The sequence below is a fragment of the Bacillus swezeyi genome (genome assembly GCF_001969815.1).
GTDB classification, from domain to species: domain Bacteria; phylum Bacillota; class Bacilli; order Bacillales; family Bacillaceae; genus Bacillus; species Bacillus swezeyi.
Window position 1 is genome coordinate 1 of the sequence record NZ_MRBK01000067.1, and the last position, 2,882, is coordinate 2,882.

Annotated in this window: 3 protein-coding genes and 2 pseudogenes; 1 reads left to right on the plus strand and 4 read right to left on the minus strand. The window is 38.9% G+C overall.

Annotation, left to right across the window (positions count from 1 at the left end; all coding sequences use genetic code 11):
- Window positions 1-439, plus strand: a pseudogene (locus BTA30_RS22065) (tetratricopeptide repeat protein); the annotation flags it as partial.
- Window positions 440-1,117: 678 nt separating this feature from the next.
- Here BTA30_RS22065 and BTA30_RS22070 read toward each other — a convergent pair.
- The 4 genes and pseudogenes from BTA30_RS22070 to BTA30_RS22080 form a co-directional block, all read right to left on the minus strand.
- Window positions 1,118-1,297 (minus strand): hypothetical protein, encoded by a 180-nt coding sequence (locus tag BTA30_RS22070; RefSeq protein ID WP_076764192.1) that lies wholly within the window; start codon window positions 1,295-1,297, stop codon window positions 1,118-1,120.
- Window positions 1,298-1,321: 24 nt separating this feature from the next.
- Window positions 1,322-1,891, minus strand: coding sequence for a hypothetical protein (locus BTA30_RS22075; RefSeq protein ID WP_239693554.1), 570 nt, complete (start codon window positions 1,889-1,891; stop codon window positions 1,322-1,324).
- A 171-nt stretch (window positions 1,892-2,062) separates the two neighbouring features.
- Window positions 2,063-2,184: pseudogene (locus BTA30_RS24030) on the minus strand (DUF8096 family protein); the annotation flags it as partial.
- A gap of 605 nt (window positions 2,185-2,789) precedes the next feature.
- The coding region (locus BTA30_RS22080; protein ID WP_142243725.1) for a DUF2187 family protein at window positions 2,790-2,882 on the minus strand (93 nt) is incomplete at its 5' end.

A 2,882-nucleotide genomic window follows, 5' to 3' on the forward strand; every position in this document is an offset into this window, starting at 1 on the left:
TAATCAACTTGAAGAACTTGAAAAGGCATCCAATCATCTCCAAAAAACCCTTGAAGTGTATAGAGAAGTTAATCACAGTTTTTTATCAAAAGCTTTGTTTAACCTCGCACACGTTAGAGCGAAGCAAGCTGAATGGGTGACAGCCAATGATCTTTATTTTGATGGAAAAGAATCTGCCGAAAAAAGTCACAATGCATACGATATTGCAAAGCTTGAAATGTTAAAGGGGCTTTACTTGATTCATGATCTGGATTTAGTTAGGGAGTCTTTTAAGTTCTTCAAAGAAAATGGTTTGTATGCAGATGTGGAAGACTACGGAATCATTGCGGGAGAAATTTTGGAAACTGAAGAAAAGATTCGTGATGCCTGTGAGTTTTACCGTATTGCTTGCGATGCAAGAAGACAAATTCAAAGGAGTGGTTATGTAAATGAAAGCTAAATTTTTGATTTGTGCTGTTTTGTTATTAGGTACAGTAGGTGTGGCTAGTTCCGCATATGTTCAAACAGATAACGCTTCTTTTAAAGTCGCAGAAAGATTCGCATCTTAATAAACAAAGACTAGTTAATGATGAAATTATTTTATTTAGATATATCACTATTCCGTTTTCACAAGAAAAAATAGCACTGAAAGCCCAACTCTAATTGAGGAGGGCTTTTTTATTTGAGATCAATTTCGATTTCTGTTCCTTTTCCGCGATCACCTTTAGTGCGGCGAACTCTCCAGCGGTCATCCTCGCCAATGTTGACGATGATATGCCTAAGTCGTTTCTAAAATCCGTTTTATTCTTCTATACATTACTGATTCGGAGATGGATGTCGAGACAATTGCGAATATGAACACGGTTGAGCTTTCGGCGCATCTTGGCGGACACTTAAAGGAGGTAATCGGAGCATGAACGTATATTACAGACAAACTGTCGTCGGTTGGTGAAACGTCTACTCTGCCGGTTCAGACGATCAATTCGTAAAATTAAATTCGGAGGACTTTCACGCATTGCTTCCGCACGTATCCCAGCGAGCATTTGCGGGCTGCGAAGAGATCGAGATGAAGACAGCGCAGGAGCTATTCGATAAGGAGGTGCGGGGAAAAAGGGTGCCGATCAAGGCACCCGTTCTTTCACGCTTCTTTTTCTCTCCCAAGGATTTTGTCTAAAATAAATGAGAAGAAAGCAAACAGCAAGGACATGACCGCCATATCAACAATAGTTACGCCTGAATCCTTTTTGATCACAAAAAATAAAACTAGTTGTAGTATGAAGGTAATGATAAAAAACGATACGTATCTGGCTACATTCATACGATGACATCCCCTTAATCTCTATTATTTTCCAATGCAACGGACACTAAACCACGCTAAACTTCCGGCTAAACCGAGAACACCGCCACGGATAGCACCACGTCCGACAATTGAAATTATTTTGATTGCGGCCTTTTTCCAAAGTCTCTTTTTTATCATTTTTTCAAGACCGCCGCCGATGAATCCTATTCCAGTAAAGTCGATAATTTTTTCTTTAAGGCACCCCCACCATGAAGCCGTCTGAAATTGACTTGACTGAGCCGCAGGATCGGGGACACCTTTCAAGTCCTCTGCTGTCAGTTCCTCTCCATTAACAAGTTTAACAAAAGCTTCCACTGTAGCAACGGCCGATTGACCGAATTTTTCCGCGACAATATCCTTATTGACAACGAATTTACCGTCAACTTCTGAAGAGGCTTTCCCGAAAATGAACTCTAAGTCCTCGGCTAATTGTTGCGCTTCAATTTCTTCCTCGATTGTCGGCATTTCTAGCTGAATTTTTGATTCTGTCCTTGCTTGCGCTTCAGGAGAAAAAGGGACTAAGCACATCCCAAACATACAAGCAACTGTCGTTGTCACGACTAGTTTTTTCATTACCACATCTTCCTTTCGCATGTTTTCGTATGTAGTTGATAGATTCATTGTACCAGTATAAGGAAAAGAATTTCATGAGGCTTACATAATATTATATAAATAGGAAAAAGTTAGGGTTTTCATAAGTCTTTAAAAATAAAAAAGACACCGAAAAACAGTGTCTTAAAGAATTCATATCCTCTTTTTCATTCTGCATCTGCGCACTCACGTAAGAAAATCCCGTCCTTCACCGAACTTTTAAACAGCGTGTAGTCGCAGTTGTCACAGCGGCGGTAATGAACATCCGTATATTCGTAGTTTACAATCTTTATCTATCGGTCAGACCGTTTGTTTTCCGCATATAACGAATCAACGATGCCCTACACGGATTGATTCGAAATCATCCAAAGCATGGCCGTGATCTGATTTCGTGATTTAGATATTATGATACCGAAAATGGTGGATATAAAGTAACCCGTCAAATAAAGAGATATTGGAATTACAGTTTATTAAAATGATACAAGCTTGCCTCTAGATTTCTAAATAGCGAACTCGAATCAGGGTTCCGGTAGAATCCGTTTTTAACAAGCTTACTCTTGAATACAATTCATTTTTATTCTCTATCATGCAATGATTGGCTTGCTCAAAATTTGACATAGATGGAAAGAGTTCATTAAATGATGTACAACTTTTTATATCGTCTCTATTCTGAACAATGATAAAGTTATTCAATCAAACCAAATTGCGTTACCTTAACAACAATTTCGACTTCAAGACTTGCGCCGGACGTTGCGCAATGCAGGAAAATCAGAGAAAAACCGCCGGAGTCCATCAGGCGGTTTTCTTTTCTTAGAAGATCTTGCGGAATTTGTTTTGATTTTGCGTGGAAATATTAGTTATTGCTGTGAAGAATCGATGATTAATGAAAGGAGTCTTTAATAATTTTATAGTTTTTATGGTTGACGACGGTTAAGGAGTCCAATTCCAAGTCTCTGTAGTTATCCATAATCGT

Excerpts from the sequence above, each read along its gene's own strand:
- BTA30_RS22070 (WP_076764192.1), bottom strand. The coding sequence starts at position 1,297 with ATGAATGTAGCCAGATACGTATCGTTTTTTATCATTACCTTCATACTA.
- BTA30_RS22075 (WP_239693554.1), bottom strand. The coding sequence starts at position 1,891 with ATGAAAAAACTAGTCGTGACAACGACAGTTGCTTGTATGTTTGGGATG.